The organism is Enterococcus sp. LJL128 (assembly GCF_056924295.1).
In genome coordinates this window covers 247,294-273,812 of the sequence record NZ_JBXPBP010000002.1, presented here as the reverse complement: position 1 = coordinate 273,812, position 26,519 = coordinate 247,294, and the positions used below count along the sequence as shown (strand labels likewise).

The window sequence follows — 26,519 nt, the reverse complement described above, 5'->3', positions numbered from 1 at the left end:
CACCTCCTAATTTTGAGTTATGAGTGTAATAAATTCAGTATGTTCTTCTTCAATTGCCTGTAATCCCAGTAAGAGATTTTCCAGCAAAATCTGAGAAATATTCGTTTGTTCTTGATTAACATCGGACAACATTTCTACATACATATATCCGCCCTCTGCTTCATCCGCATCAACAATTGGTTCAAATCCTGCAAGGGCTTCAATCCCATTGACTGTGCTGACAGCAAGAACTGATACAGCTGCACAAATGACATCTTCACCGAATTCAGCGGCTTCTGCGTGTCCGGCAATCTCAAATGAAACGATTTGACCTGCTTCATCTCGTTTGAAAGAACCTTTAATCATTCTTTCTCCTTCTTTCCTATAAACAGGAATTAAGCATTGATGGCATCAATAACAACTTTTGTATATGGTTGACGATGACCTTGTTTGCGATGAGTGTGTTTTTTCGGTTTGTACTTGAAAGTTACCACTTTCTTTTGTTTACCGTGTTTTTCAACAGTTCCTTCTACAGTTGCACCTGCAACAGTTGGAGCACCTACTTTTGTAGATTCGCCGCCAACAAGGATAACCTCGTCAAAAACAACTTTTTCGCCAGCTTCTACGTTTAATTTTTCAACATAGATTGCTTGACCTACCTCAACTTTTACTTGTTTGCCACCAGTTTTGATAATTGCGTACATGCTATACAGCACCTCCTTCTTCTAGACTTAGACTCGCCATCCCAAGCGACAAAAACGTACTTAAAAACTTGTTCTGAGCGGTTGTAGCTGTGGAGTCCACAATTACAACATTAATATCATATCAAAATACACCTGTTCAGTCAATCAAAAATTGTGTTTTAGACTGTGATTTTCAGATTTCATTAAGCATGGACTCTACTTTCTTGGAACCTTTAAAAAAAAGTAATTGTATTTTTATAAAAATATCTGTGATAAAATGTTACCTGATTTATTAAGGGGGTGTAAAAATGAAAGAGTCATATTTTGATGGAGGTCTCGGCAGCTATATTCTGACTGGTATTCTTGCTTGGGCTGTAAGCTTCTTCACACTTGGTATCTGCGCACCGTGGGGGATTTGCATGATGTACAAATGGAAGATTGAACACACAGTAATCGAGGGACGGCGCTGTCAGTTTACTGGAACAGCTATTGGACTGTTCGGCAGCTGGATTAAATGGCTGCTGCTGACAATCGTTACATTAGGTATTTATGGTTTCTGGGTACAGATTAAACTGGAGCAATGGAAAGTTAGCCATACTAGGTTCTACTAAGATTAAAATAGTTAATGGCGTTTGGGACAAAGCTTCTGATTCTATGTTTTCCGCATTTATGCATTTTCCATATATTAGAGAAGCTTTGCTCCTAATATTTACTTGTAATCTAGTGATCACAACAGTTGAAAATTAATAAAGTTTAGCTTGTGCTTTTAAGTATTTTAATGACTAATCCCAGTCTAAAATACAGTTGGATGATTCATAAAAAAATAAGTTATTTTAAACTAAAATTTCTTCTTGCAACTCCCACCGTTTTCTGATAACATATTGATGTTGCTGATTTATAGAGAGACCATGATGCAACTACTTAATTTAAAGTAAATTATGTTTGTGCTAGTAGCTCAGCTGGATAGAGCACTCGCCTTCTAAGCGAGCGGTCGGGGGTTCGAATCCCTCCTGGCACGTAATTAACCCGATTGAAGTCAACACTTCAATCGTTTTTTTATTTTGTATGTTATCAAAATAAAAAAGGTTCTACGTCAAACACACATGAATTCGTTAAGCTCATTCTCCTTGAAGGATGAAAGATAAGAACTATAATACAATGATTCAGAGATTATCATCAAAGGATTAGCCAAAATAGAGGGGAAAACGTGCAACAGTTGCAGTTGCTCATCTTATTACTAGAATTATTTACTATATGATGCTACGGGAAGAAGTTTACAACAAACGAAACTCATTGCTCTCATAAAATTTTTAAGGTTTAAATTTTATGAGGGAGAGGGGAGTCTTTTTTTACTTTAATACATAGTGATAGTGAAGCTTTCGTATAAAAATTGTGTTGGTAAATTTTCCACCAACACAAAATATTATAGACCTAATAAAAAACGAGCACTAAATCCTATGGACAAGATTTAGCGCTCGTTTAACTAAATTTTTTACTTTTTTATTGATTACTCAACAATACGTTGGTTCTATATGTGCATTATCCGCTTGGAGTTATAACAAGTAAGTAAACACCCTTGTCACTTTTTTTCTTTGCTTCTGCGGTTCTCCGCTTGGCATCAATTGAGCAGGCTGATGTATATACAATATCACCCTCGACAGCAACTAAGGGATCAATCAACCGCAACTTCTTTTTTTGAAAAATATCAAAGGGTTCATTCTCATCAACTAATTTAAAAGCAACCTGCATGTAAAATATACAGAAAAGTTCATCTAGTTTTGGATCTCCAAGTGCTTTAAGTTTATTCAAAACCTCAGTTTCAGTTTTCATGAGATCCTCTGTGGATAAACAACCCTGTTCTAAAGCATAGCTTAGCAGCTGGCTCATGATTTCATAGCCGTACATATTTAAAGGATCATAAAATAAATCTAATACAATTTTATAATATTGCTTAACAAACCACTCTCCAGCTGAAACGCTTTTCAACACAATTCTGTCTTCCAAGAATACTATCTCTGAGAGAAAATCATGAATCTCATTTAAATCAGTTTTAAAATAGCGGTAAACTTCCCGCAGTGTATAGTCAATCCGGTCTGCACAAAGCAGAGGAGCCGCCTGTTCCAATCGAGTCCATTGACAATCATCTAAAAGGATTTTCTCATAATTATAGCCATAACTACTCAAAATATCAGGAATTGAACTTTCGCTTAAATATGTCTGTTTGATTTCCTCATGATAGTCTTCCTGTTGTTTATCCATAACTAAATCAATTACATGAGAGAATATCGTATGAGAAATATCATGAAGCAATCCTGCAATTTGTTCCTCGACGGAACCACCCAGCTTTCTGACAAGAAGCATTACACCCACAGAGTGCTCATATCTCGTCTCATTCCAAACAGGATTCAATAAATAGGATGGACCAATCATATGAATATCCTTTAGACGCTGCACCTCTTTACTATAAATCAAGGCGGTTAAAACCTCTTCTATTTCGTATTCTCCATAAAGTTCATCAGAAATGTACATTTTCTACTCCCTCCTCCATGATGAATCCGCTGCTTCATTCCACCACAGACTTTTTCAATACAAATTCTCTCATATTCTGAAAAACCAAACAAGTAGAGCCTTTGAGCAGTTCATTGATAGTCGACTCTTAATCTATAGGCTATAGCTAATTTCATGGGAAAGGACTATAATCATCTAAAAGGTTACTTAAAGGAGTTAGCTATCATGTTCAAAAGGGATTCTCAGCATTTTAAATAATCAATTATTCCTGCATCTAATCAAAAATATTTAAGCTCTGAAAAGAAGTTATATGAAAAATTTGGAAAGACGCTCTCTCGAAATCCAAACGATTTGTTGACAACTGAGGATGGAAAACCAATCCATGACTATATGATTCTCTTTGATAAAGGAAAGCCTGATATCTCTTTTTCCACAGCGCTTCTAGAATTAGGCGAATGGCAGGATTATGGTTCCAAGCTCTATCGAATCAACACCTTAGACGAAAGCGCAGCAATTATAGAACTGATTTCATCCGAACTAAACATTGATAAAAAAGAATTTCTTGTTTCCCCAGCTTCTGTGAGTTTCTATTTTCCCCATATGTAAGCTTGTATAGATTAATACTATTTATTGAAGTAAAAATCAAAAACAGAGATTGGTTATGGCGTCAATTTTAAAGTAATTTACTTAAGTCTCCAGCTTTTAATGATACAGCATTTCATGAGCGATATCTTCTCCAGATAATTTCTGCGGATAATAAGTTGGCCAGTTATCCAGTTCCTTTAACAACTCTTCATGAGACTGGTCACCAAAATACAGATGGTAATGAGCAGATTGCTCAGATGCAATGATATGATCACTAAATTGAATCGATTGAGGCGCAGTTTTATCGCCTTCAATTTTTGTAAATAAATAACGGACGCCCTTTTTACCAGATTCATACGTTAAAATTCTATAGCCAGCATATTCATAAGTCCCAGAGCTCCAGTTTCCGTTTTGATAAAATGACACTAGATTTTGATAGATATCAATTTTTTCAACATCTGTCTGGTATCCGACTGCATAGTATTCTTTGTATTCTTCTGCTGTTTTTTCAACGTTTTCTTTTGCCTTGTCCTCAAATACCTGATTTAGTTTTCCAGCTTCCAAATAAGGATATACAGATTGCCACTGACCTTCCCAATCTGTTAACGACCGGTCTTCAACTTCTGAATCATCAAAAATTCCCGAAGCGGCCCTCTCATTATGGGAATGAGTATGGCTGTCTCTACTTTCCTTTACGCTGCCAGCTGAGCTGGCTTTACTTTCTTCCGCTTCAGAAAGGTTCCCCTTGTCGGAAGTCATTTTTTCTCCGCATCCTGCGATAAAAATAACTGTAATAATAGCTAGACCTGCAATAACAAATCCTTTTTTCAAATAAATTCCTCCTAAAAAACAAATAGTAATGATTACGATTTATAATATCATACTAAAATTTTACTGTAAATAAAAAATTTTTTAACTGTATTACCTCGATCTACACATAAAAAAGACAGATGCGTTTTTTCTCATCTGCCTTCCTTATCCATCTGTTTTTACTTCACACACTATTTATTCAATCGTTCAGCTAATAAACTTGTTAAAATCTCCTTCTCAGATTTGCTGGAAAAATCTGTCATGAGCTCGTTAAGGTAGGCATTGATTTCTTTAGTCTGCCAACCAAGAACAGCTTTTAACCGCTTCTCCTTCACTGCAAGAACAGCTATACAATCTAGAAAGCTTTTTTGAGACCACTGCTCAGGCTTTATCAAATTGTATATTTTCTGAAAATTCTCAATATTTTGTGTAAATTTTTGCTTTTGAATATTTTTCTTGAAGCTTTTTTCTACATGACTCATTTGAAAAGATACATTATTTATTTTCTTCAATTGTTTGATTCTCTCGATTTCTTTGCAGACAATCGCTTCCAGCTCTTTAATATCACCAAACAGCTGAGGAGATGATGCGTGAAACGACAATAGACGTTCCAGCTTATCTTCCATTTCTTTTTTTGCAGTATAAAAAAGCTCCATCAGTATTTCCACTCTTTCCAGTTGAAACACTTTTAATAAAGGATTCAGCTCCGAGTGTCTAATTTTTTCTTGCTGAATTCTTAAGTCTTCTATTCGTTCTGCCCATTCTCTGATTCCATCTGATAATTCTTCAGATTGTAAGCTGCAGTAATCGACACAAAATTTGTATTCTTCCGGAAATTGCTTATTTGCTGCTACATTTTTTTCTGTAAGCAACAGTATTCCGTGAATTAATGGTAGGTAGAGTTGAGCAAAATAGTTTTTTGCCTCTGTATAGACGTTTCCCTCAAGTGTTTTATCCGCGATAAACTGCTGCAGATTCCCCTGTAGCTCCCTATACCCAGCCTGCTGTCGCTCACAAAAAGAAATAATCTGGTGTGACTGCTGTTCAACAGAAGATAAGTATAATGAAACATTCATCTATATATCCTCCAGCCTAACCATCATGCGTCTCTTTTCGTAGTAAATCTCATTTTCCCGACTCTCAAACTCTTTTTTTCTTCGAATCAGTATATCTTTTTCTTCTTCCATTCGTTCAAAGATGCGTTCCTGCTCCATCTTTACTTCTGTACATATCTCATCAAAGACTGGCTTCGACCGACTTTCATGAAACATCTCCTCCAGCTTAAAAAATAAATGGGAGGATTGATGAAAAATCCCTTCATATCCTTCTTGAATACGGTTCATTTCACGTTCCGTCTGCTCTGCTTTATAATGTGCATTTGCGACTCTGTTTTCTTCCTGTTCAAGTTCAAATAATAGTTCATCTTTTGTCTTCATTGCCATATCCCCGTTCTTTCGACGCTTGTTTGGATAGATTGGTCAGCTTTTTCCAATTCAGATGATACATTCAGGAGATTTTTAATATCTTGTGTAATAAGCGCATTGATTTCTTTGCTGATTTCGTTCAGCTGTTCAACAGAAGACTGAGCAGAAAAACTGGCAGCCACCGTTGTCTGATAATCCAGCTCAATTGCAGCTGTCTCATTTATATATTCAAGGGAAGAAGCTATTGTAGAGACAAACTCTTTTACCAGTTCGGGTTGATTACTCATCCGCTCCATTATTCTCTCTCCTTACAAACGTCATTTCCTTTGTTAAAAATTTATTTCACCATTTAATGATATCACATAAAGAATGAATTTTATACCATAAGATAGTAATTAATCCTATTAGAAATTTTTAACAAAAAAATACCATCCCTGTAATTTTTACAGGGATGGAAAAGGAGTTAAATGAAAAATAAAAAGGGTTGTTAGTTGTTGTGAGGTTATAATACTACCCTCATAATAAAATTGCAAACAATAACACTTTGCGAAATAAAAAAATCTTTTTTCAGCTCCTTCAGTCTATGAGCATACTCATTAGGCGGACCTTGAGAAACTCACCTTCGTCAGTCTTTGCCCCTCGTTCCATGACTACTTCAGTTTTAAAGCCCAGCTTTTCATACAGATGAACTGCCCGCTGATTTCTATCTTGAACGGTTAGCTCCAGACGTCGAATAATACCGCTGTCTTTTGACCAGTCAATCAGTTCTTCCATCATAAGTCCGCCAAGTCCCAGTCCCCAAAATTCTTTTAAAATACTAATTCCGATTTCACCAATATGTTCCATTCGCTGCTTTGAAGACGCCTTAACTGATGCAGTTCCAATAACTTGTCCATCAGCGACAGCCACCATCAGTACATTATTCAAAGACTCATAAAGTTCAGCCAAGTTGTGAGCCATTTCTTCTGTGTCAACCCCTGCACCATTCTCATCCATAACAAGATATGGTGTTTCACTGCCGATTTTATAAAACACTTGAATTAACTGCTCCGCATCATCCGGTATGGCCTCACGGATGATTATTTCTATTTCTTCTTTACCCATTGGCTTCCTCCGCATTCTTTATCCGTTCTAAATAAGCTTCTCCCTTCATACCAACTCCAGTCAAAACAGCCAGCCGCTGTTCTTCTTTTAAAGCATCTTTGTCCAGTCTGATCAGCAGGTACTCCTCAGGTAAATAGTCTTCCAACAGTTCACCCCATTCAACAACACTAAGCCCTTCTCCTTCAAAATATTCATCCAGAGCTAAGTCATCTCCTTCTCCGCCCACACGATAAACATCCATGTGATATAACGGCAATCGTCCGTTTTGATATTCTCTCACAATGGTGTAGGTTGGACTTTTAATCATCTGGTCGATTTCCAGCCCCAAGGCAATTCCTTTTGTCATCGTTGTTTTTCCTGCGCCTAAATCACCTGACAGGATAATTACGTCTCCAGCTTCGGCTAAAGCACCGACTTGTTTTGCAAAAGTCTCCATTTCCAGAAGACCATCTATTTTTCGTTTCATAGTCTCTCCTCTCAGCAAGCTTTGGCAGCTGCTCTTTTATATTAGAGCTAAGCTGTATTTTCTTTTTGGTGAGTATATCACAAAATAACTATCTATAGCAGCTATCTATACAAATATCTTTAATATTGAGTATCCAAATCTGAATAAAAAAAAGGCTAAAGGCCCTTAGTTCCGAGAATTTCCATTCTAAGTATTTTTTGCAAAGCTTTGGTATCCTCCAAGATTATCTATGGTTCTCACTTTGCCTCAATCCTCAAAGGATAAATGGGCGTTAGAACACCATATATTCAGATTTAATACAAAAAAAGAGCTTGGGCTGTTATTTTTACGGCCCAAACTCAATAAATTTTTATTTATTTTTCCATTACTGCTTGTGCAGCAGTAATGATAGATAATTTGTATACATCTTCTTCATTTGCTCCACGAGATAAATCTGAAACGGGTTTGTTCAACCCTTGCAAAATTGGACCAATTGCTTCGAAATTACCTAAGCGCTGTGCAATTTTGTAGCCAATATTGCCAGACTGCAGCTCTGGGAATACAAATACTGTTGCTTTACCTGCTACCTCTGATTCTGGCGCTTTCAGCTGTGCTACTGACGCTGCATAGGAAGAATCAAACTGCAATTCACCATCAATTTCCAGTTCTGGAGCCATTTCCTTCGCAAGTTTCGTTGCTTCAACTACCTTATCAACTTCAGGTGCTTTCGCTGAACCTTTGGTCGAAAAGCTCATCATAGCAACCTTTGGTTCGATATCAAACAACTTAGCTGTTTTCGCACTTTCAATAGCAATTCCTGCTAATTCTTCCGGATTAGGATTCACATTAATCGCACAATCAGCGAAAATATATCTTTCCTGGCCACGACCGCGGAACATAATCATTGCTCCACTTGTACGGCTAACCCCTGGCTTAGTTTTAATAATTTGTAATGCTGGACGTACTGTGTCGCTAGTAGAATGAATTGCTCCACTCACCATACCATCAGTGATACCCATGTATGTCAACATTGTACCAAAATAGTTTACATCTTTAAGGATTTTTTCTGCATCTTCTTTTGAAACCTTCCCTTTACGCCGCTCTACGAAAGATTCAACCATTTCATCCCAACGGTCAAAGTTATCTGGATCTACAATCATAAAATTAGATGTTGTAAGTCCGCGTGCATGAGCAGCCTTTACAATTTCCTCAGGCTTGCCAATCAATACAGGTTCTAGAAGTTCTTCTGATTTCAAACGAGCTGCAGCACCTAAAATTCTTTGGTCCAGTGCTTCCGGGAAAACAATTTTTACATTCTTATTAGTGACTTTTGCTTTTAAGCTATCGAATAAATCCACGATACACCCTCCAATATTGTTTTTACTTGTTCAATCATACACTATTTGAAAAGAAAATAACAGTTTTTTCTTTCTGTACTAGTGGAAAACCCTTATTCTGATAACATTTTCACAAAGTCCTTATCCTATACTACAACAGTTGCAATCTGTCTTATGACACAGATTCCGGTAATTGCCAATTAATCGGTGTTTCTCCTAATGCCAGTAGTGCATCGTTTGCCTTTGAAAAAGGACGCGAGCCAAAAAAGCCTCTATGCGCAGACAACGGACTTGGATGTGGTGACTTAATAATCACATGTTTACTTGTATCAATCATACGAATTTTGTCCTGAGCTGGTTTTCCCCATAAGATAAATACAATGGGCTGATCTCTTTCATTCAGCTTTTGAATAATAGCATCTGTTAATTGTTCCCAGCCCTGTCCTCGATGAGAATATGCCTGACCAGCACGCACAGTCAATACTGTATTCAGCAGCAGAACCCCTTGTTTGGCCCAACTTTCCAGAAAGCCATGATTCACCGGCTGATAGCCCAAATCAGTCTGTAGCTCTTTATAGATATTAACCAACGACGGCGGCGTCTTTACTCCCGGCTGCACCGAGAAGCTCAATCCGTGTGCCTGATTGGGACCATGGTATGGATCTTGACCCAATATTACCACCTTTACCTTTTCATAAGGGGTAAGCTCCAAAGCAGAATAAATATGATACATATCTGGAAATATAGTTTGTGTCGTATACTCCTGCTTCAAAAATTCTCTCAATTGACTATAATAAGGCTGATTAAACTGATCCTCCAACTTCTCCTGCCAGCTATTATGAATAATTGTTTTCATTTCATACGCTCCTTCTTCTTTCGCTAGATTTTTTAGTATTTAAGTGTTTTTTCTAATTTTTCATTCATTTTTTATTTATCATTGCCTGTTTTTAGATTCAGATCAATCTGAAAACAGCTGCTTATTTCTGCCCGCTATTTGAAGCTGCTGGAATGTCTGTTTCACTTTACCTATTTAGAATAACCAAGTTCTCAGAAACTTACAAGAGAATTTTATTATAACGATAAATAGCAAAACATGGTAAACTATACATAAGTAAATTGAATGAGGTGGAAATAGTTTATGATTAAGTTGATTGCTTCAGATATGGATGGTACTTTATTAGATTCAAAAATGGCTGTCTCTAAAGACAATGCTTCTGCCATTCGCGAAGCAGCTCGTCAAGGAGTAGAATTTATGGTGGCTACCGGCCGCGCTTACACCGAGGCGAAGCCTCCTCTTGAAGAAGCTGGAATAGAATGTGCTATGATTACTTTGAATGGGGCACAGGTTTTTGATAAAGATGGTAATTCTGTTTTTGTTGCCGGAATCGAGAAGGACACGGTCCATGAGGTTTTAGATATGCTGGACCAACACGAAGTTTATTATGAGATTTCTACAAATGAAGGAATCTTTTCAGAGAAACAAGAAAAACGCATTGAAAATTTTGCGACTCATATTGCTTCAACGATGCCCCATCTTACCTATAAGGTAGCAATTGCTATGGCGGCCGCTCATTTGTCTTTATTGGAGATTACCTATGTTAAGGATATGCGCGAGCTGATAGACAGGGAAGATATTGAAGTTCTTAAAATTATCGGCTTTAGTATTGAGGGACCAAAAGTCTTGGGGCCCGTCAGTCTCAAGCTAGACAAGCTTCCAGATGTTGTTGTCACCTCCTCAGCACAGAATAATATTGAAGTAAACCATAAGAATGCTCAAAAAGGAATTGCTGTTGCCAATATTGCCAAGAAAAAAGGCATTTCAGCGGATGAAGTAATGACCATCGGAGATAACTTTAACGATGTGAGCATGCTGCAATGGGCTGGGGTCAGCTTTGCCATGGGAAATGCTGAGGTAGAAGTGAAGGATTATGCAAAATATACAACCGCAACGAACTTGGAAAACGGTGTTGGTGAAGCAATTTTACGGGCTATTCGCGAAGATTTGTAATAGTTGTCAGTGAAACTGAAAAGAGGTGAAGCTTTGTGTCTGAATATTTTATTCAGGAGCAGCAACTGAGCAACGTGACTCGAACCATTGTTAAAGATGCAGATGGAAAATCATTGTTTTTATTGGTGGGCCGCTGGGGAACCAGAGGAGATGCCCTATCTCTTTATGCGATGAATGGTGAGCTAGTTGCCAGTATCAAACAGCTGTCACTATTTTTCGGAACTCGTTTTGATCTGTATAAAGGCTTCGATAAAGTTGGAACGCTCAAAAAGATTTTAAATTTGAACATTGATTTTTACTATATCAATCAGCTGCATTGGACAGTAATTGGAGACATACAAAATCATTATTATTCAATCCAGCATAACAATCATAAAATCATGGAAATGAGTAAGGCCACATTATTTTCAGGCAACTACTTCTGTCTGGAAGTAGAGAATGATGAAGACGCTCCCTTATGTATTTGTATTGCAGCTGTTTTGGATTACTGGGTATACAATAAAAAGAAAGACAGCAATTCCCCTCTCTCAACAATTGGCTGGGGTTCTTGCTAATTAGAACGAGTTCGTTCAGTCTTAATCTATAGGCACAAATCAGCCTCCTGACAAAGAGTATCAGGAGGCTGACTTGTGCTTATTTTTTTAAAGAGCTTTTTTGTGCAGCTAGACATTGCCTAGATTTTCTTCTGCATATGGTCATACAAATGTCCGCTGATCATACGCTCTGCCACATCTTTGAACCCTTTACGTTCATATAAGCGTCTTGCATCAGGATTCATTTTATCTACGCTTAAACCAATTACTGATTTACCAGCTTTTTCAGCCATTTCCGGTAATGAGTCCAACAGCTTTGAGCCAATTCCATAGCCTCTGTATGCTTCATCTACTGCGATGGAATCCAGATACCATTCACCCGGCAGTGTTTCTTCATCTATGAATAACTGAAGATTCATATCCAATCCATATTTGATCAATATCTGTCTAAGCGGCTCATCAATAACCGACTCATCTTCAGCTGGATAGCCAAAGGCAATTCCCACTACTTTGTTATCCAGTTCATAGACCAGCCCTCTTTTATAGCCATATCGATAGTCCGGATTAGCAGCTGCTTCTTCCAGAATTGTTAATAATAATGTTTCCGGCACTTCTTTTAAAAAATCCAGCTCCATATCTTTCAAAATCACAAGAACCAGCGGAGCAATCATTGGTCCGTCTTCTTTTTTTGCAAAACGAATCATTTGTTTCCCTCACTTTCTTCAGTGAGTGTAACACTTTTTCAAGGTCATTTCATTGTTTTTGATTTTTTCTTTTGTTATTTTTCCATCTTTTAATCAAACTTTAAGCTGAATATTTTTTTATTTTTTCTAAAAGTATTCTACTTGTTTCCGCCCGCATTTAATTCAAGATTTCCTGAGGATAAGTGATGAAAAGGCTTACCATATAGCTGATTTCATCATCCGGTATTTTAACCTCATATTTTTTTTCCAGATCATTGAGCACCTTTCTAATGACTGTATGCTCCTTTAAATATTCTGCTTCGTACTTTTTCTGTTCTGGAAAGCAGGTTCCCCGCTTGTTCTTTTTTAAACCATCAACCAGACAACAAATATGAAAAATCGCGCCAAAAATTGTTCGCTTATGAAATTGACGCTGAAGTTCTTTTTCAAGGCAGGGAAGAATATTTTTTACATCTTTAACAATTTCTGTACTCTTAATCTCTGTCAACTCGGTTTCCAAGGTTTGATCGATTGCCCGATAAGTATTATCTATATCAATAATCTCCTGTATCTTCACCAGCGCCTCATTTTGGAACAAATCATATAACTGAAACTGTGGGACACTGGTTTGTATTGGTAAAGAGGAAACTACACATAGAACCGTATATTTTTTCTGCATAGCAGATAGATAATTACCAACACTTTCGTTGTGAAGCAGCGTAACCGGAATGATAGTCAAATCGGTTTCTTCTAAAGAAAGTTTGCTAAGCAGAATATTTTTCATCGTTACAGCTGTTCCTTCCCCTGTCAAACAGAAAGTTAGAATTACCGATTTTTTTTCGTCATTCCAGGTTGATGCGCAAATTGCTGGCTCGATTGAGGCAGCGTAATCATTGACCTGTAAGGTTGAACGATAAATTTCTTCCAGTGAGATACCAAGTACAGCCTTGCGGGTTGCCTCAAGAACATGAGATGTGCTTACCAAACCAATTGTAGCACAGCGGTTGCCCAATTCTTTCTCTATCTCGTAACCAATATTATTTAATGAACCCATATCTACTAAAAATAATAAATCTTCTTTTGTATTACTTTCAGTCAACAGCTGTTTCAGCCGTTGCAGCATCGCATTGGGACTTTCCTCCAAGTCCATATTTATCCCCCAAGCTCCCTGTTCAACATTCAACAGACGATTAACAAAAGTAGTCATTGAAGTAGCGGTTGAGGCACCATGGGCTAGAACAACTACCTGAACCTGCACAGATTTTTCAGTAATTTCCTCACTGTTGTAGATAAAAAACATTGCCAAAAAAACAGCTTCTTCATCTGGAATATTAATATCTAATGAACAATTTAAAAATAGCAGACACTCCTTTGCAATACCAATGTAATCCGGATACTTTAAATCAATTTCAAGATAATCAGGATGTGTTTGAAGCTGCTCTCCCCGCCGTACACGGTCATAAGTATTTAGCAAATGAATAGCCAAACTGGTTTTTATTTTTTCATTTAGCTTGCGCTTCAGTAATTCTTCTGCTAAATGAATGGTTTGAATACAGGTTTCATACAAGGGTTCTGAAAAAACAGTCCTTAGCTTTTTGATTGAACGTTCTCCCGTTTCTTCAAACTGTAAGGAAAGGTAATTTTTTTCTACAATTTTAACCAGCTCTTCATAGCTCAATTTCCCTGCCTTTACATCATCTGTCTTTTCATTCAGAAGCTTGTATATGTTGCTCTGAAAGGAAGATTGCTTTTCAACAGAGTATTTCTCCGGCTGAAACAGAATATACCTCCCCACAGTCGTTTTCATTTTCTGCCAGATAATCCGCTTGTCCGGCTCTTGATAAAGGCCATTCAAGATATGAGGAGGCAGTTCCGGACTATGTATGCGAATATCATCCTGACCATTGAGTAGAAAATCAGCGTATGCTTTAGCGCAACAGAGCTGAATATCGGTTTTCAGCTGTCCGATATTGTTTGGGCAGTGGTAGCTAATCAATGCCCTTAAACTGTTTTGTGTAATTTGTAGGGGTTCGTTCAGCCGGTTTGCCTCTTCCTGTAAAAATAGAGAGACCAATCCCGCCCGTTCTTCCAATGTGCGTTCGGCTAAGCTGGGAATCTTTAAAACCATTGGGATGCGCCGCTGAAAGGTTTGCAGCAAAGCTGAATTAGGGGCTTCGGTTGTGGCTGCTATCAACTGGACAGTCGCTCGTCTTTCTTTAGCCGTTTCTCCCAAACGATTATACGTTCCATAATCAATAAACGTAAACAGCATCTCTTGCCCTTCTGGCGGCAGACGATGGATTTCATCTAGAAATAAAATACCGCCGTTTGCTTTTTCAATCAATCCTATTCGATCTTCATCCGCTCCTGTAAATGCACTTTTAGAGATACCAAACAACTGGCCCAGCAACAGCTGGGGGTTGTTAGCATAATCTGCACAGTTGAAACGGATAAACGGGTACTCCTTTTCTTTTCGTTTTACTGTTTTAGCATAGTCATAAATATACGAGACAAACATGGATTTTCCCACGCCTGTTTCTCCATAAAAAAGCATATTCAGCCCATTTGGTGGATAAAGAATAGCCGCCTGCGCCTGGTTGACAATCATTTTTAATGAAGGATTTTTCAGCACAAACTGTTCTAGTTCTGTCAGCTTTACAACTGGATGATACAAAACCGGCTTTCCGACTTCCTTTCTTGCTGCTCCCTGCACAACTAATTGGTTTAAGTCACTGCTGACATTTGCCCGCGACAGCTGAAGCTTTTCTGCTAATTCATTCGTTGTTATTCCTTCCCCTTGATATAGCGCTTTCAATTCTTCAAAAATAATATCCATCCGTTTCATCATTTCACCTCTTTCTCTTTTTATTGTAAAGCGTTTTCTGAAAAAGTAAAGGCTATCTGCATTTATGTGTTTTATTTTCTCACTAAAATCAAAACACTTTTTTTTAATCCTTACATAAGTTCCTAGCAAAAGGGTTTTAAGTAGAATATGTGTTTTGGCACGGTTTTTGCTCTTTATAAAGAAAATCAGCTGAATAAGGAGGGGCATTATGGAAAATAAACTTATAGAGGAGGATTTGATTATCGGTCTAATTTTACAGGGGGGAAATGCAAGAAGTTTTGCAGTACAGGCTATCGATCAGGCAGCTGAAGGAAAGTATGATTTATCTAAAAAATCAATGCAGCAGGCTCATAGAGCCATTAGTAAGGCACATGATTATCATGCCAATCTAATTGAGGAAAATTTGGAAGAAACAATTCTTCCCTCTCCTCTATTGTTGATGCACGGACAGGATCATTTGATGAATGCACTCAACATGATTGATATGGCTGAACGAATGATTGTCCTTTATCGACGTCTGGATAAAGGAGGAATTTGATTTATGCTTCGAATTACAGTTGCCTGTGCTGCTGGAATGTCCACTAGTCTGCTCGTCAGTAAGATGGAAAAATATGCGGCTTCTATACAGCTTGATGTGCGAATCATTGCTGTTCCTGAAAAACAGTTTGAAAAGCATTTAGCTGACACAGATATCCTGCTGTTAGGCCCTCAGATTTCTTTTCTGGAAGAAAAATATCAGGAGAAATTTAAAGACAAAAATTTAATAGTCAGTACAATCTCCATCATCGACTACGGTCGAATGGACGGAAAAAAAGTTGTAGAAATGTCACTGTCATTATTAGAAGGAGGACAAAAAAATGAATAAATTTATGGATGGTTTGCAGGACAGACTAGGACCTATCGCCTACAAACTTGATTCTAACCGCTACCTTTCAGCAATTAAAAACGGATTCTTTGTTGCTATGCCATTATTAATCATTGGTTCTTTATTCCTGCTGGTTACACAACTCCCTTCCCAAGCCTATCTGGATTTTATGGCTTCTGTATTCGGCGAGGGCTGGATGGATCTGTTTTTACAAGTAAACAATATGACGATGAATGCCATGACGATTTTTGTTATTTTGGGAATTGCCAGTGAACTAGCAAAGCATTATGAAGTGGACCGAGGTTCATCACAGGCTATCGCGATTGTTGCCTTTTTAGTCCTGACCCCACTGACAGCAGATGATACCGGCGCGATGTTTTTACCCCTTGGAAATTTTGGCGCTTCCGGTCTATTTGTCGGAATGATTACGGCAATTTTGTCTGTTGAAATTTTCCGCTGGGTTACACAAAAGGGCTGGACAATTAAAATGCCTGAATCTGTGCCTTCTAATGTCTCTAAATCATTTTCTGCCTTGATTCCAGGCTTCTTTGTAATCGTAGCATTCAATTTAATTCGTATTGGCTTTACCTTTACAGCATTTGAAACGGCGCAAAACTTTATTTTTGAAGTATTGCAGACACCTCTGCTTGCTCTTGGAAGCTCACTGCCGGCAACCTTGATTGTTCTGCTGTTTGAAGCTTTGCTTTGGTCTTTCGGTATTCATGGATCAAATATTATCGGTGCAGTGATGACGCCTATCTGGACTGCTTTGGCAGTGGAGAATGCTGAAGCCTTTGCCCGTGGTGATGTTTTGCCAAACATTGTTAATGCTCAATTTTATGGAAACTTTATCAAACTAGGTGGATCTAGTGCCACAATTGGACTGGCCATTGCTTGTCTGTTCTTTGCTAAGTCTTCCCAGTTTAAAACTTTAGGAAAATTATCATTTGCTCCAGCTATTTTTAATATCAATGAGCCTTTGGTCTTCGGTATCCCTATTGTATTAAATCCAGTTATGCTGATTCCATTTATTATCGCTCCTCTATTAATGTGTATTATTGCTTATGCTGCAATGGCAACCGGACTCGTACCTATAACCAATGGTATTTTGCTCCCATGGACCACGCCGCCTGTCGTCGCTGGATTTCTGTTAAGCGGCTGGCGGGGAGCGATTCTTCAGGTAATTCAAATTTTATTGAGCTTTGGTTTATACTATCCATTCTTTAAGATGGAAGACCTTAAAGCCTATAAAATTGAAGCCGAAGGCGAGACTGCTTATGATGCAGAGATGGAAGCTGAAATTGCCGAAGCTGAATAAAATAATGGGAGAGCCTTGACATGGGAACATTCCCATACCTTATTGTTTATCTAGTTAGAAAATAAGAAAGGATGTTTCAGAATGACAAATCATTTTCCAAAAGATTTCTTATGGGGTGCAGCAACTAGTGCTTATCAAGTAGAGGGCGCCTGGGATGAGGACGGAAAGGGAAAATCTGTCCAAGATGTTAAGGTCCTTCCCGAAAATACCAGCGATTTTAAAGTAGCAGCTGATCATTATCATCATATGAAGGAAGATATCGCTTTATTTAAAGAGTTGGGGCTAAAGGCCTATCGTTTCTCTATTGCCTGGACTAGGGTGATTCCAGATGGCGACGGCGAAATTAATCCTAAAGGGCTGCAATTTTATAGTGATTTGATTGATGAATGTCTAAAGTATGGCATTGAGCCTGTTGTAACCGTATTTCACTTTGATCTTCCAGCAGCATTGGATGAAAAAGGCGGTTGGAAAAATCGTGAAACTATCGATGCATTTGTTCGTTACTGCGGCATTTTATTTGAGCATTTTGGTGATCGTGTGAAGTATTGGCTGACGATCAACGAACAAAATATGATGGTACTGGCAGGTGCAGCAGTAGGAACCGGCGACCGCTCTTTTAAAGAGCTTTTTCAGGAAAATCATCATATGCTCCTTGCTCAGGCAATGGTCATGAAAGAGTATCATGATAAAAACTACAATGGAATGATTGGTCCTGCACCTAATATTGCCTTGGCTTATCCTGAAACAGACCATCCTGAGGATATGCGTGCTGCCCAGAATTTCAATGCGCTAAGAAATTGGCTGTTTCTTGATGCAGCCGTTTATGGTGTTTATAATCATCAGGTGATGACTATGCTAAAAGCAATTAATGCCGAACCGGAAATTACAGATGAAGATTTGGCAATCATGAAGAGCGGAACCTGTGATTTTATTGCATTTAACTACTATAATACCGGCACAGTTAAAGCTAGTCCTGTTGCCTCCACTGCCTCTGAAAAGAATGATCAACAGAAAGGGATGAATTTGCCGGGATTTTTCCAAGGAGTAAAAAACGAACACCTGTCAGTGACGGAGTTCGGCTGGGAAATTGATCCGGAGGGCTTCCGAACAACTGCCAATGAAATCTATTCCCGTTACCATTTACCTATGATTGTCACTGAGAACGGTTTGGGCGGACGAGATGAACTAACTGAGGATGGAAAGATTCATGATGCCTATCGAATCAGTTATCTACGTGATCATATCCAAACCATGAATCAGGCAATCGGAGATGGTGCAGAAATTATCGGCTACTGCCCTTGGAGTGCGATTGACTTGATTAGTACCCATGAAGGGATTAGAAAACGTTACGGCTTTATCTATGTTAACCGCTCTGATTTTGATATGAAAGACCTGAAACGCTATAAAAAGGACAGCTTTGCTTGGTACCAAAAAGTGATTGCGACAAACGGAGCAGACCTAGACTAAAACATTGTATTAGGTTGGTCGTATCAATAACTAAATGGAATTGAAGAGCTTGGAACAATCATTAGTGTGTTTGAGCATTTCCATCAACATAAAACAGTACAGAGACAATAAAAATAGAGACTAGCATGATGAACCTAAAATGCTAATCTCTATTTCATTTTTCCGCATATATTGCTAAACTAAAGCTTTATTGAAAAAAACTAATACCAAGCCCGCAAATCTTTTTCTGGAAAACAGTCAGCTTCAACGTATTTTCTTACCTGACTTATTGCGTGGCCAACATAGCTATGGCCGCTTTTCGACTGATCCAGCTCTTCTATATAATATTGCTCAGTCAAACGATTGTATCCTATGCTTCCGGTAAATTCATTTTTACCTTCAACAAGATAACGATAAACCACCCGATCTGATGAATTTTCTAGTAGTATTAATTCAACCAACAGTCCCACTCCTTTGCCTACTTAATAAAAAGCTTTATCCTTGCTTTGTAATCAGTACCTCATCAATACGATGATCCTGCATTTTTCTGATCTCTAATTCAAGCGAAGATAGACTCAGTTTTTCCCCTGCTACCGGTACATGTCCTAAAGTCGTCATAATGTAGCCGCCCAATGTGGATGAGGTTGTATTGTTTACTATCCCGAAAAGATCCTCAAGAATTTCAAATTCAGTTGAGCCCTGCATCACATATTGATTCTCACTTAACTGATGAAAATCCGGCTTCTTATCATCAAATTCATCCCATATCTCGCCAACCAGCTCTTCAACAACATCCTCCAGGGTCACTAGCCCTTCCGTTCCGCCGTATTCATCTACAACAATCGCAAGATGATTATGCTCTTCCTGAAATTTTTTCATCAATTCAGAAATACGCATACTTTTCGGAATAAAAATGACTGGTTTGACAATACTTGCTAGTTCCTTTCCATCTACAAGCACCTCATAATAGAAATCCTTCTGATTAATGACGCCTAAAATTTCATCGATAGACTGTTCATAGTACGGCAATCGGGATAAACCTGTTTCTCTAAACAGCTCACCGATTTCTTCCATACTTTTTTTACAGTTAACAGAGACAATTTCCAATCTAGGTGTAAAAATATCCTGAACTTCTAAATCATTAAATTCCACAACATTTTTTATCAGTATCTCGTCTTCCTCATCAATTGATCCTTCCTGTACAGCTTCTTCTACCAAAGTCAGCAGCTCTTCTTCTGTAATTGAAGGTCCCACTTCCTTACTAGGCAAAAGCCAGATTAAAACAGACTTAATACCTGAAAAAAAGATAGTTAAAGGATAAACAATCATTGTCAACAGCTTTAACGGCCGGGCAAACATCAGCGCAAAATATTCCGGTGATTCTTTGGCAATTGCTTTTGGTGAAATCTCTGCAAAAGTCAAAACAACAATCGTCATGATAACCGTAGAAAGTGTTACGCCCAGGTTTCCAAAATACGCGACAAACAAAACCGTCGCAATAGATGAGCTGGCAATGTTAACAATATTATTTCCGATTAAAATTGCAGACAACAGCCGGTCAAAATCACTTAATAGATTCAGCACAACCTTTGCCCGCCTATCTCCAGCTTCTGCCATCTTCATAATTCGAATTCTGTTTAACGAGGAATAGGCAGTTTCACTTGATGAAAAAAAAGCTGAAAGTACAAGTAGTACTAATAACACAGGCAACATAATGCCTATCTGGGGGTCCATAAAATATCATCATCCTTTTTTACTTTTATTCTAATTACTTTATTCAAGTTTCCTAAATCGGAATCATTTTTCCTAGCTAATGCTGCAGATACTGTCGGATTTCCCGCTAGTATTGAGTGATTAGCAAGAGGCGTTCTGTCTGCAGCATTCTATTTTGATTTCTTCTCTCATTTTTCTTTAATCGTATTATACTATAGTTAAGACCTCATAACTAGCACCTCTCACAAAGTGTCTCTCAAAGACTTAGCCCTTCTGCATCAAGTCTTTGTTCGATACAGCTAGCGACTATCAACCCATCAAAAAAATAACATTTGATTCAACCTTATAATCTATACGGCTAAGATTAGTTTTCAGATATTTAACAGCACCTTTTATTATAGCAAAATTAAATTCTTCGTCTATAGAATTTAAAAATAGTTCTTCCGTAAATAATGAATACATGCTACTCAAACTGAAATAAAGGCAACTCTTATCAGCGGTTTTATCGCAAAAATACTTTGCCCGCTAAAAAGCTACAACAGAAAACACACCTCAGCTTATTCTTAGCAGACCTTGGTGCTAAGAATAAGCTGAAGTGTGTCTATTTTATCTATCCCATAAAGCGTTCTTTTAAATAGGCGTTACTGGAATCCAGGTCTCCATATCTCCTTCTTTTCCATAAACTTCGATATCCGGACCAAATGCAAATTGATAGCCGCTGGTCGGTAGCCACTCTGTTACGATTTTCTTTTGAAACTGCTGTACCTCCTCCGGTAAACTAAGTTTATGAGGAAACGCCGCCCATGTCGCTGCTGGAACCGTTAATTCAAAGAATCCATCTGGTGTCTCTTTACTAGTAGCAGCACCAATATAATAATCAAATGTGCTTTCGTCCAGCTTAGGGTTATAGTCACTAATTCCTAGCAATCCCATTGGTTCTCTATCCATCAAAGATAAAATAGCTGGGACTTCGCCGCTTTGTTGTGTCTGCTGCCAAAACTTTGGTAATTCCTGATAACTCATGCCATTTTCCATCGTTGTATGAATTTTTTTCCCTACAACCTTAAACCCATCCATCTGAACAATTCGATAATTCAATGTATTAGCTCCTTTGATAGATAGTTCAAAGGAAAGCGGTGGATATGCCTTGACCATCACACCACCTTTTTTTATATCCTTTGGTGTAACTTCGTGCATTGCTTTAAAGGCTCTGCTAAATGAAGTTGGCGAGCTATAACCATATCGATATGCTGTATCAGTCACTGAGCTTCCGCTAATAATTTCATGAGCAGCTTTTGATAATCTGCGGCAGCGAATGTATTCTGAAATGGATACTCCAGCAACCATTAAAAATAACCGCTGCATGTGATAGGTGGAATAACCAAGAATTTTCCCCAGCTCTTCATAATCAATTTCCTCATCCAAATGATTTTCAATATACATCACTACTTTATTCATACCGTCCAGCCAATTTATCATTATTATCATCCTCTCTAATTTACTTTTTTCTAACTGGAACCCAGATTTCCACTTCTTCTCCAGCACTGTAAACCTCCATATCTGGTGCAACAGAAGTCATTTTTCCAGAAGCATAGCCAGTGTTTAATAAGTCATAGCCTGAATTTGGCGCCCATTTTTTCACAATGTTCATTTGTGTCTTCCCAGAAGTTTTTCGCGTGCAGGGAAATACAGCCCATGTTGCTGCAGGCACTATATAATCATTCATATCTTCTGGAGTTTCATGTGTAGTTGCAGCTGCGATATAATAATCAAATCTTTTACTGTTTTTACTGTCTACATTATACACGCTTGCTCCAATCAAACCAAATGGTGCTTGATTAATCAATGGTAATAATTGTTCATTTTTACCTTCTTTCATTATTTTTTTCCAGAATGAAGGACAATCTCTCATCCCTTTCATTAACGCATTTGTTGTATGCTTAACATAACCTGCTAATTTAAACTCGCCTAATTCTTCAATTCTATATTCCATAATAAATCGCTCCTTATTTCTTGATGTCTTAACTTTACCAAACATAAAAAAAGAAAACCTTACAATTTCGGTTAAGAAGTGTAAGGTTTTTTCAAATCCTGTATTTGATAATCTCAAGAATTTAGCTTTTTCGGCAGCCTTCCACAGAAAAGAGCAAAGTAAGCAGTACTTGGAGCTTCAGCCGAACTATCTTTTCGTATAATAAATCCGGTCCAAAGCGATAGTTGATAGAAGAAAGACCCGATGATCATGTGCATCATCGATTTCTATATGGTATTCATCGCCCCCCATAGTTAGTTTTCTTTTGTCGATATCACATAGAATATCCTTATCTAAAACAAGCTGGTGACTTCCGGTGGCTCCAAAGCCCATTTTTACTTCTCCCAAAGAAGAATCAATATTGAATTTATAAGAGAAGATATTCAATGAACGGGCAATGGATAAAACTTTTTGGTCTTCTACAGTAATATGATATTTTTTAAAATTATATCTCAAGAATGAGCCTAGCACACTCATAAAATTGACATCTGTTCCACACTTAGCTACGGTTTGGTTGTCCATATCTACAATCTCAAAGTTCTCACGGCCTAAAAAGCTCCCCTTCACTTTATAGACTGCATTTCCAGCGCCGTCTAAAATTTCATAGCTTGGTTTTAAAGCAACCAATTTTTGCTTGATAATAAATTTCATGATTCACACTCCATTAATAATTTCAATTTTGTTTTACTATCTATAGGAGGTTGTGACAGAAGTGTTCGCCTTATTGTCGAAGAAGTTACTTCTGAAACACCCTTTATTTGGCTTTAAGGGACTGAGGCATACTGATATCACAGCCCCATTTATCTTCATGATTTACTTAGAAGGTTCTTAATAAGACCTTGCTTCCGGTTAGATAAATCCGAATAGTTTCTCCAGCGTTTTCATAAACCAGCATTTCAAGTCCTTCATCAGCATTTGCCAGCATGTTTGTTAATTCTTCCTGCATTTTCTCTTGACTGCCGCCAAAAAAATTAACTAGCTTTTCCTGTGTTTTTTGGTCTTCAGCAGCACTTTGCAGCGTAGTCATGTCTGTAGTAAATTCCTGCATAACCTTTGTCATATCTGTTATTGTTTCTTTTGGCGCTCCATATGTTTTTGTCAAATCATCTTTACTAAGCCCTACCTGAATCTCATCAAATTCCCTCGACTTTTGATCCGCTTTAGTACTTTGCTCTGCCTTGTTCCCGCTTTGACTTTCATTTGATCCGCAGCCGGCTAATCCCAAACCTGTTAAACTTAATAAAACGGCACCTAAAATTATTGTTTTTTTCATCTTTATTCGCTCCCAATCTTAACTAATCTTGTCGTTTCTTTTTATAAAAAAAGAGAAAAGCTCTTTTTCGTCAAATCTTTTTACCTTTTGCTTAGTTCCTCTGAAGTTGGTACTGGGAGAACGACTCTGCTCAATAAGTTGTATTCGTCATCATAAACGGTTAATTCCACCGGTTCATTCTGATTGGACAGTAATACAGCGGTATAGTATAGCAGCTCAACATTTGGTTCCAACACTTCATAATTTAATGCACTAGGATTCAAGGATTCGTGTTCCCTAGCCAAAAAATTTGCAGTTAATTCCTCTTCCTGTTTAAAGAAAAAATAGGTTCGTATAGGTGGTACGGCGTTAACTTCCTTTTTATTTTTAAAATTGTAATACAAGATTAACGTCAGCCGCTCAAAGCTGTCATTGATTACTGCTGTGTCAATCAGTGTTATTTTATAGGTATCCGTTTCAATAATTTTTCCGTCCGCTGCCTTTTCTGAATCTGTTAGATGAACCTTTAGTTCACTTACTTCAATGTCTAAAACATCTACTCGTTCATTGTTGTGCACAGTAAACAAGTAACCAACTGGCTTTCCTGTAATCTGTAGAATATCACCATTTTTTGGCCATTTTTCTTTCTGAATATTCGAAATATTCAAATAAATGGGTGTATCACGATTTCTCATTAAATAAACAGGAATATACCATTGACCATTCAAGGTCTCATCGCTTGATATAATCTCTTCAGGTTCCCCTCTCATTTGAGCAACAAAGGTGATTGTTTCATCTATAATTTCTGAATAAGCAATCATCTTGGGCATTCCTGCATAATTCGCCAAATTTTCATATATCGCTTCTTTATTCATATCTTTTTCCGTTGAAATTTTCCCGTCATCTGTTGTCTCTGCTGATTGGACTGAAGATAACTTGTTCATTTCTTCTGTCTCAATACAACTCTTAGCACATCCTGAAAAAAGCAGGGAAACAGCTGCTACAAAAATAATAGCACTGTACTTTTTTGTCACAATCCTCCTCCTATCTTTTAACACCTACATCATGTAGTTATACTAACATAGGTATTTCTTTTCTGTCAACCGCTTCAAATACATTTTTCTTGACTTTAAAATCCAGGTTTCTTTTAAATAATTATCTCTGGTATAATGATTTTAAGAAAACAAGCTGACATACAGCTTTGAAAGCTATCTCAGCTTGCGGTAATAATAAGGAGGAAAATATGAATTCTCAAATCTCTGATTCTGAATTAGAAATCATGAAAATTATATGGGTACACGACAGCAAGATGATGCTGGCTGAAATTGTTGAAGAGCTTCATAAGAAAGGCTTTGAATGGAAAAATAACACGATTTTGACTTTTCTATCCCGATTAACTGAAAAAAAATTTTTAAAAATTAAAAAAAAGGGTAGAAAAAATGAATATATTGCTTTGTTGACAGAACAAGATTATTTAGGGGAAACAACAAAAGAGTTTGTAGGAAAAGTTTACGAGGGAGAAGTAAAAGACTTAATTGCAACATTAGTTCAAAATGACCTGATTTCCAGTAAAGAAATCGATGAGTTGAAAGACTACTGGGAAAATAGGAAAAAATGACAGCTGAACGTTTTTTAAGTATCCTTTTTTCTCTCAGTATTTCTGGCTCTCTCCTGTTTTTAGTTTGGAAAGCTGCAGAGCTATTCATGAAAAAGCGTTTTTCGCGGCGTTTTCAATATGTATTGCTGCTTATTGTCGTTCTTCGCTTTTTATTACCTATCACGCCTGCGTATAGTTTCGTAGGTACACTCTACTCTTTTATTCAATCAACTTCTGCCTATGAAGCCATCTTAGGCGGTCCGGCAAACCAGCCGGCTCCCCCAATTATTGTCGGCGATAATGTGGTGATTGGCGATAATATAGTTTTGGGGCGTGAAAGCAATAACTACGATCAATACCTGCTCTATGGCTGGCTGCTCATTGCTTTCTTCCTGCTGGTACAAAAGTGGACAAAGTATCAGAGCTTTAAAAAATATATTCGTTCTGACTGGCGCCCAGTAGAACGCCCGGAAGTATTAGATATCCTAAGTACAGTATGTGAGCAGAACAATATAAAAGGGGCTGTTGAGCTTTATGTCACGCCTCTAATTTCCTCACCTTTACTTTTAGGTATAAATAAAAGCTGTATCGTTCTTCCAACAGACGATTTAACGGAAGGACAGCTATATGCCATTTTATCGCACGAAATGATCCATTATAAAAACAAAGATCTTATCTACAAGTGGCTAGTACAATTCACTATCTGTGTTCATTGGTTTAATCCTCTGGTTTATCAATTAAGCAAAACAGTAAATAAAAGCTGTGAATATGCCTGTGATGAAGGAGCTATTGCTCTAATGAATCAGGAGGAACACTATCAATACGGTTTAACTTTAATCGAAATGACGAAATCTTCTGGTACCTATAATGAGAAGGTTGCTTCAGTCACTCTTTATGAGAATGCAAATGAAATAAAGAATCGCCTTGAAGCTATTGCTTCAAAACATGAGCGGAAAAAGAGAGACACTTTTATCTATTTAGTAGTCACCCTTCTCATGCTTGGTATTGCTTTAGCTTTGGGAGCTCACACTGGAAAAACAATTACTACTGCCGAAACAGAAGCTGCCTCCCCCATTGAAGAGACAGGGGCAACTAGTTCTTCTTCAAAAATGATTGAAGAAGAGTTGCCGCTGGGACGACACTTTTACAAAAAATAAGTAGTAAGAAAATCGGATTTTTATTAAATTGCCTCACAATGATTAGCTTTGCTTGTCTAACCATTGCGAGGCTCTTCATAAGATATTCTTTGAAAGAAACCAGCTCCACTTATCTGTCTATATCACGATTCACCTCTAGAGTTTTCCGACACCTTCTAGTCAGGAGGAATAAAGTATGCGTAATCTATTAATCTT

At 37.7% G+C, this 26,519-nt stretch carries 30 protein-coding genes, 1 tRNA gene and 1 other annotated feature; of the genes, 11 read left to right on the top strand and 20 right to left on the bottom strand.

The features are described from left to right. Positions 1 to 6 precede the first annotated feature (6 nt). Positions 7 to 345, bottom strand: coding sequence for a ribosomal-processing cysteine protease Prp (locus AC1Z3K_RS04260; RefSeq protein WP_461731952.1), 339 nt, complete (start codon positions 343 to 345; stop codon positions 7 to 9). 29 nt (positions 346 to 374) lie between these two features. After that, positions 375 to 683 (bottom strand): 50S ribosomal protein L21, encoded by a 309-nt coding sequence (gene rplU / locus AC1Z3K_RS04255; protein ID WP_426080933.1) that lies wholly within the window; start codon positions 681 to 683, stop codon positions 375 to 377. A gap of 19 nt (positions 684 to 702) precedes the next feature. Beyond that, positions 703 to 776 (bottom strand) — a sequence feature (ribosomal protein L21 leader region). Between the two features lie 194 nt (positions 777 to 970). Between rplU and AC1Z3K_RS04250 the strand changes: the two genes are divergently transcribed. Both AC1Z3K_RS04250 and AC1Z3K_RS04245 read left to right on the top strand, forming a co-directional pair. Then, positions 971 to 1,273 carry a DUF898 family protein gene (locus AC1Z3K_RS04250; RefSeq protein ID WP_461731951.1) on the top strand — a complete coding sequence of 101 codons (303 nt, stop codon included), beginning with the start codon at positions 971 to 973 and terminating at the stop codon, positions 1,271 to 1,273. Between the two features lie 333 nt (positions 1,274 to 1,606). After that, positions 1,607 to 1,680, top strand: a tRNA-Arg gene (locus tag AC1Z3K_RS04245). A 521-nt stretch (positions 1,681 to 2,201) separates the two neighbouring features. Here the strand turns inward: AC1Z3K_RS04245 and AC1Z3K_RS04240 are convergent. Continuing rightward, positions 2,202 to 3,191, bottom strand: a complete 990-nt coding sequence (locus AC1Z3K_RS04240; protein WP_461731950.1) for an HD domain-containing protein — start codon at positions 3,189 to 3,191, stop codon at positions 2,202 to 2,204. Positions 3,192 to 3,521: 330 nt separating this feature from the next. Between AC1Z3K_RS04240 and AC1Z3K_RS04235 the strand changes: the two genes are divergently transcribed. Beyond that, positions 3,522 to 3,776: a hypothetical protein gene (locus AC1Z3K_RS04235; RefSeq protein ID WP_461731949.1), complete on the top strand. Its 255-nt coding sequence runs from the start codon at positions 3,522 to 3,524 to the stop codon at positions 3,774 to 3,776. 96 nt (positions 3,777 to 3,872) lie between these two features. Here the strand turns inward: AC1Z3K_RS04235 and AC1Z3K_RS04230 are convergent, their stop codons facing one another. The 8 genes from AC1Z3K_RS04230 to AC1Z3K_RS04195 form a co-directional block, all read right to left on the bottom strand. Continuing rightward, the gene (locus AC1Z3K_RS04230) at positions 3,873 to 4,586 is read right to left on the bottom strand and encodes a metal-binding protein ZinT (protein WP_426080944.1); all 714 of its coding nucleotides are present in this window, start codon (positions 4,584 to 4,586) and stop codon (positions 3,873 to 3,875) included. Positions 4,587 to 4,756: 170 nt separating this feature from the next. Then, positions 4,757 to 5,641: a hypothetical protein gene (locus tag AC1Z3K_RS04225; RefSeq protein ID WP_461731948.1), complete on the bottom strand. Its 885-nt coding sequence runs from the start codon at positions 5,639 to 5,641 to the stop codon at positions 4,757 to 4,759. After that, positions 5,642 to 6,001, bottom strand: a complete 360-nt coding sequence (locus AC1Z3K_RS04220; protein WP_426080946.1) for a DUF3958 family protein — start codon at positions 5,999 to 6,001, stop codon at positions 5,642 to 5,644. After that, complete coding sequence (locus AC1Z3K_RS04215) at positions 5,998 to 6,285, bottom strand: TIGR04197 family type VII secretion effector (RefSeq protein WP_461731947.1); 288 nt, start codon at positions 6,283 to 6,285, stop codon at positions 5,998 to 6,000. The genes AC1Z3K_RS04220 and AC1Z3K_RS04215 overlap by 4 nt, the downstream gene beginning before the upstream one ends. Before the next feature lie 280 nt (positions 6,286 to 6,565). After that, the gene (locus AC1Z3K_RS04210) at positions 6,566 to 7,093 is read right to left on the bottom strand and encodes a GNAT family N-acetyltransferase (protein WP_426080948.1); all 528 of its coding nucleotides are present in this window, start codon (positions 7,091 to 7,093) and stop codon (positions 6,566 to 6,568) included. Further along, entirely contained in the window at positions 7,086 to 7,559 is a 474-nt protein-coding gene (gene tsaE, locus AC1Z3K_RS04205; RefSeq protein ID WP_426080949.1) for a tRNA (adenosine(37)-N6)-threonylcarbamoyltransferase complex ATPase subunit type 1 TsaE, read from the bottom strand. The genes AC1Z3K_RS04210 and tsaE overlap by 8 nt, the downstream gene beginning before the upstream one ends. 353 nt (positions 7,560 to 7,912) lie before the next feature. Then, positions 7,913 to 8,896 (bottom strand): phosphate acetyltransferase, encoded by a 984-nt coding sequence (pta, locus tag AC1Z3K_RS04200; protein ID WP_426080950.1) that lies wholly within the window; start codon positions 8,894 to 8,896, stop codon positions 7,913 to 7,915. Between the two features lie 151 nt (positions 8,897 to 9,047). After that, positions 9,048 to 9,731: a uracil-DNA glycosylase gene (locus AC1Z3K_RS04195; RefSeq protein ID WP_426080951.1), complete on the bottom strand. Its 684-nt coding sequence runs from the start codon at positions 9,729 to 9,731 to the stop codon at positions 9,048 to 9,050. Positions 9,732 to 10,013: 282 nt separating this feature from the next. Here AC1Z3K_RS04195 and AC1Z3K_RS04190 point away from each other — a divergent pair, with 282 nt between their 5' ends. Continuing rightward, positions 10,014 to 10,883, top strand: a complete 870-nt coding sequence (locus tag AC1Z3K_RS04190; protein WP_426080952.1) for a Cof-type HAD-IIB family hydrolase — start codon at positions 10,014 to 10,016, stop codon at positions 10,881 to 10,883. 35 nt (positions 10,884 to 10,918) lie between these two features. Then, positions 10,919 to 11,437: an LURP-one-related/scramblase family protein gene (locus tag AC1Z3K_RS04185; RefSeq protein ID WP_426080953.1), complete on the top strand. Its 519-nt coding sequence runs from the start codon at positions 10,919 to 10,921 to the stop codon at positions 11,435 to 11,437. A 119-nt stretch (positions 11,438 to 11,556) separates the two neighbouring features. Here AC1Z3K_RS04185 and AC1Z3K_RS04180 read toward each other — a convergent pair whose 3' ends face one another. Together AC1Z3K_RS04180 and AC1Z3K_RS04175 are read right to left on the bottom strand one after the other, a co-directional pair. Continuing rightward, positions 11,557 to 12,120, bottom strand: coding sequence for a GNAT family N-acetyltransferase (locus AC1Z3K_RS04180; protein ID WP_426080954.1), 564 nt, complete (start codon positions 12,118 to 12,120; stop codon positions 11,557 to 11,559). Between the two features lie 157 nt (positions 12,121 to 12,277). Continuing rightward, entirely contained in the window at positions 12,278 to 14,944 is a 2,667-nt protein-coding gene (locus AC1Z3K_RS04175; RefSeq protein ID WP_461731946.1) for a sigma-54-dependent transcriptional regulator, read from the bottom strand. 208 nt (positions 14,945 to 15,152) lie between these two features. Between AC1Z3K_RS04175 and AC1Z3K_RS04170 the strand changes: the two genes are divergently transcribed. The 4 genes from AC1Z3K_RS04170 to AC1Z3K_RS04155 all read left to right on the top strand — a co-directional run bounded on the left by AC1Z3K_RS04170 (position 15,153) and on the right by AC1Z3K_RS04155 (position 18,594). Further along, the gene (locus AC1Z3K_RS04170; RefSeq protein WP_426080956.1) at positions 15,153 to 15,482 is read left to right on the top strand and encodes a PTS lactose/cellobiose transporter subunit IIA; all 330 of its coding nucleotides are present in this window, start codon (positions 15,153 to 15,155) and stop codon (positions 15,480 to 15,482) included. A gap of 3 nt (positions 15,483 to 15,485) precedes the next feature. Continuing rightward, positions 15,486 to 15,809, top strand: coding sequence for a PTS sugar transporter subunit IIB (locus AC1Z3K_RS04165; protein ID WP_426080957.1), 324 nt, complete (start codon positions 15,486 to 15,488; stop codon positions 15,807 to 15,809). Beyond that, positions 15,802 to 17,127, top strand: a complete 1,326-nt coding sequence (gene celB / locus AC1Z3K_RS04160; RefSeq protein WP_426080958.1) for a PTS cellobiose transporter subunit IIC — start codon at positions 15,802 to 15,804, stop codon at positions 17,125 to 17,127. Before AC1Z3K_RS04165 ends, celB begins: the two co-directional genes overlap by 8 nt. A gap of 81 nt (positions 17,128 to 17,208) precedes the next feature. Beyond that, a complete protein-coding gene (locus tag AC1Z3K_RS04155; protein ID WP_461731945.1) occupies positions 17,209 to 18,594 on the top strand; it encodes a glycoside hydrolase family 1 protein in 1,386 nt (461 codons plus the stop codon). 200 nt (positions 18,595 to 18,794) lie between these two features. Here the strand turns inward: AC1Z3K_RS04155 and AC1Z3K_RS04150 are convergent, their stop codons facing one another. From AC1Z3K_RS04150 to AC1Z3K_RS04120, 7 genes are all read right to left on the bottom strand, one after another. Continuing rightward, on the bottom strand, positions 18,795 to 19,034 hold the full coding sequence (locus AC1Z3K_RS04150; protein ID WP_426080961.1) for a hypothetical protein: 240 nt from the start codon (positions 19,032 to 19,034) through the stop codon (positions 18,795 to 18,797). 34 nt (positions 19,035 to 19,068) lie between these two features. Beyond that, positions 19,069 to 20,307, bottom strand: coding sequence for a hemolysin family protein (locus tag AC1Z3K_RS04145; protein ID WP_426080962.1), 1,239 nt, complete (start codon positions 20,305 to 20,307; stop codon positions 19,069 to 19,071). A gap of 609 nt (positions 20,308 to 20,916) precedes the next feature. Beyond that, the gene (locus AC1Z3K_RS04140; RefSeq protein WP_461731944.1) at positions 20,917 to 21,765 is read right to left on the bottom strand and encodes an AraC family transcriptional regulator; all 849 of its coding nucleotides are present in this window, start codon (positions 21,763 to 21,765) and stop codon (positions 20,917 to 20,919) included. Between the two features lie 19 nt (positions 21,766 to 21,784). Next, entirely contained in the window at positions 21,785 to 22,279 is a 495-nt protein-coding gene (locus tag AC1Z3K_RS04135) for a GyrI-like domain-containing protein (RefSeq protein ID WP_426080964.1), read from the bottom strand. A 186-nt stretch (positions 22,280 to 22,465) separates the two neighbouring features. Continuing rightward, positions 22,466 to 22,969 (bottom strand): LURP-one-related family protein, encoded by a 504-nt coding sequence (locus tag AC1Z3K_RS04130; protein WP_426080965.1) that lies wholly within the window; start codon positions 22,967 to 22,969, stop codon positions 22,466 to 22,468. A gap of 166 nt (positions 22,970 to 23,135) precedes the next feature. Next, complete coding sequence (locus AC1Z3K_RS04125; RefSeq protein ID WP_461731943.1) at positions 23,136 to 23,591, bottom strand: hypothetical protein; 456 nt, start codon at positions 23,589 to 23,591, stop codon at positions 23,136 to 23,138. An 80-nt stretch (positions 23,592 to 23,671) separates the two neighbouring features. After that, positions 23,672 to 24,604, bottom strand: a complete 933-nt coding sequence (locus AC1Z3K_RS04120; protein ID WP_426080967.1) for a DUF4352 domain-containing protein — start codon at positions 24,602 to 24,604, stop codon at positions 23,672 to 23,674. A 209-nt stretch (positions 24,605 to 24,813) separates the two neighbouring features. Between AC1Z3K_RS04120 and AC1Z3K_RS04115 the strand changes: the two genes are divergently transcribed. After that, the gene (locus AC1Z3K_RS04115; protein WP_461731942.1) at positions 24,814 to 25,188 is read left to right on the top strand and encodes a BlaI/MecI/CopY family transcriptional regulator; all 375 of its coding nucleotides are present in this window, start codon (positions 24,814 to 24,816) and stop codon (positions 25,186 to 25,188) included. Further along, entirely contained in the window at positions 25,185 to 26,324 is a 1,140-nt protein-coding gene (locus tag AC1Z3K_RS04110; RefSeq protein WP_461731941.1) for a M56 family metallopeptidase, read from the top strand. Before AC1Z3K_RS04115 ends, AC1Z3K_RS04110 begins: the two co-directional genes overlap by 4 nt. Positions 26,325 to 26,519 lie beyond the last annotated feature (195 nt).

Bases quoted from the DNA above. Each gene is read 5' to 3' on its own strand.
- AC1Z3K_RS04250 (WP_461731951.1), top strand. From the start codon at position 971: ATGAAAGAGTCATATTTTGATGGAGGTCTCGGCAGCTATATTCTGACT.
- AC1Z3K_RS04115 (WP_461731942.1), top strand. From the start codon at position 24,814: ATGAATTCTCAAATCTCTGATTCTGAATTAGAAATCATGAAAATTATA.
- AC1Z3K_RS04225 (WP_461731948.1), bottom strand. From the start codon at position 5,641: ATGAATGTTTCATTATACTTATCTTCTGTTGAACAGCAGTCACACCAG.
- AC1Z3K_RS04215 (WP_461731947.1), bottom strand. From the start codon at position 6,285: ATGGAGCGGATGAGTAATCAACCCGAACTGGTAAAAGAGTTTGTCTCT.
- AC1Z3K_RS04220 (WP_426080946.1), bottom strand. From the start codon at position 6,001: ATGAAGACAAAAGATGAACTATTATTTGAACTTGAACAGGAAGAAAAC.
- rplU (WP_426080933.1), bottom strand. From the start codon at position 683: ATGTACGCAATTATCAAAACTGGTGGCAAACAAGTAAAAGTTGAGGTA.
- AC1Z3K_RS04125 (WP_461731943.1), bottom strand. From the start codon at position 23,591: ATGAAAAAAACAATAATTTTAGGTGCCGTTTTATTAAGTTTAACAGGT.
- AC1Z3K_RS04135 (WP_426080964.1), bottom strand. From the start codon at position 22,279: ATGGAATATAGAATTGAAGAATTAGGCGAGTTTAAATTAGCAGGTTAT.
- tsaE (WP_426080949.1), bottom strand. From the start codon at position 7,559: ATGAAACGAAAAATAGATGGTCTTCTGGAAATGGAGACTTTTGCAAAA.
- AC1Z3K_RS04195 (WP_426080951.1), bottom strand. From the start codon at position 9,731: ATGAAAACAATTATTCATAATAGCTGGCAGGAGAAGTTGGAGGATCAG.
- AC1Z3K_RS04180 (WP_426080954.1), bottom strand. From the start codon at position 12,120: ATGATTCGTTTTGCAAAAAAAGAAGACGGACCAATGATTGCTCCGCTG.
- celB (WP_426080958.1), top strand. From the start codon at position 15,802: ATGAATAAATTTATGGATGGTTTGCAGGACAGACTAGGACCTATCGCC.
- AC1Z3K_RS04145 (WP_426080962.1), bottom strand. From the start codon at position 20,307: ATGGACCCCCAGATAGGCATTATGTTGCCTGTGTTATTAGTACTACTT.
- AC1Z3K_RS04110 (WP_461731941.1), top strand. From the start codon at position 25,185: ATGACAGCTGAACGTTTTTTAAGTATCCTTTTTTCTCTCAGTATTTCT.
- AC1Z3K_RS04130 (WP_426080965.1), bottom strand. From the start codon at position 22,969: ATGAAATTTATTATCAAGCAAAAATTGGTTGCTTTAAAACCAAGCTAT.
- AC1Z3K_RS04165 (WP_426080957.1), top strand. From the start codon at position 15,486: ATGCTTCGAATTACAGTTGCCTGTGCTGCTGGAATGTCCACTAGTCTG.
- AC1Z3K_RS04140 (WP_461731944.1), bottom strand. From the start codon at position 21,765: ATGATAAATTGGCTGGACGGTATGAATAAAGTAGTGATGTATATTGAA.
- AC1Z3K_RS04260 (WP_461731952.1), bottom strand. From the start codon at position 345: ATGATTAAAGGTTCTTTCAAACGAGATGAAGCAGGTCAAATCGTTTCA.
- AC1Z3K_RS04210 (WP_426080948.1), bottom strand. From the start codon at position 7,093: ATGGGTAAAGAAGAAATAGAAATAATCATCCGTGAGGCCATACCGGAT.
- AC1Z3K_RS04170 (WP_426080956.1), top strand. From the start codon at position 15,153: ATGGAAAATAAACTTATAGAGGAGGATTTGATTATCGGTCTAATTTTA.
- AC1Z3K_RS04175 (WP_461731946.1), bottom strand. From the start codon at position 14,944: ATGAAACGGATGGATATTATTTTTGAAGAATTGAAAGCGCTATATCAA.
- AC1Z3K_RS04155 (WP_461731945.1), top strand. From the start codon at position 17,209: ATGACAAATCATTTTCCAAAAGATTTCTTATGGGGTGCAGCAACTAGT.
- AC1Z3K_RS04190 (WP_426080952.1), top strand. From the start codon at position 10,014: ATGATTAAGTTGATTGCTTCAGATATGGATGGTACTTTATTAGATTCA.
- AC1Z3K_RS04240 (WP_461731950.1), bottom strand. From the start codon at position 3,191: ATGTACATTTCTGATGAACTTTATGGAGAATACGAAATAGAAGAGGTT.